This is a genomic window from Lactobacillus sp. M0390 (assembly GCF_016102085.1).
Lineage (GTDB): Bacteria > Bacillota > Bacilli > Lactobacillales > Lactobacillaceae > Lactobacillus > Lactobacillus apis.
The window spans coordinates 1-607 of the sequence record NZ_JACFPH010000021.1; the positions used below are offsets into that span (position 1 = coordinate 1).

Annotated in this window: 6 tRNA genes; all 6 read left to right on the forward strand. The window is 49.3% G+C overall.

Annotated elements, in window-relative coordinates:
* The first annotated feature begins 63 nt into the window (after window positions 1-63).
* The 6 genes from H3R25_RS08945 (at window position 64) to H3R25_RS08970 (ending at window position 605) form a co-directional block, all read left to right on the forward strand.
* Window positions 64-145: transfer RNA gene (locus H3R25_RS08945), tRNA-Tyr, on the forward strand.
* A gap of 4 nt (window positions 146-149) precedes the next feature.
* Window positions 150-220: transfer RNA gene (locus H3R25_RS08950), tRNA-Trp, on the forward strand.
* 13 nt (window positions 221-233) lie between these two features.
* Window positions 234-306, forward strand: a tRNA-His gene (locus H3R25_RS08955).
* Between the two features lie 7 nt (window positions 307-313).
* Window positions 314-385 (forward strand) — tRNA-Gln (locus H3R25_RS08960).
* Between the two features lie 21 nt (window positions 386-406).
* Window positions 407-477: transfer RNA gene (locus H3R25_RS08965), tRNA-Cys, on the forward strand.
* A 43-nt stretch (window positions 478-520) separates the two neighbouring features.
* A tRNA-Leu gene (locus H3R25_RS08970) sits at window positions 521-605 on the forward strand.
* Window positions 606-607: the final 2 nt, after the last annotated feature.

Here is a 607-nt window from a genome sequence, read left to right on the forward strand (position 1 = left end):
GGTAGAGCAAAGGATTGAAGCTCCTTGTGTCGGCGGTTCGATTCCGTCCCGCGCCATCAGCCTGGAGGAGTAGCGAAGTGGCTAAACGCGGCGGTCTGTAAAACCGCTCTCTCTGAGTTCGGCGGTTCGAATCCACCCTCCTCCATAATAGGGATATCGTATAAAGGTAGTACATCGGTCTCCAAAACCGCTAGTGTGGGTTCAATTCCTACTATCCCTGTTAAAACTTCATGGCGGAATTGGTGAAGGGGTTAACACACCGGTTTGTGGATCCGGCATACATGGGTTCGAATCCCATATTCCGCCCTAGCATTGGGATATAGCCAAGCGGTAAGGCACTAGACTTTGACTCTATTATGCGCTGGTTCGAATCCAGCTATCCCAATCTATTATGAGAATATTCAATGGCGGTGTAGCCAAGTGGTAAGGCAGAGGTCTGCAAAACCTTAATCGTCGGTTCAAATCCGATCCCCGCCTTTAAAGGTTCAGTCCATTGAACTATTATTTTTTGTTTTACTATGGCGGTGTGGCGGAATTGGCAGACGCGCCAGACTCAAAATCTGGTGTCCGTTTAGGACGTATCGGTTCGACCCCGATCACCGCTATT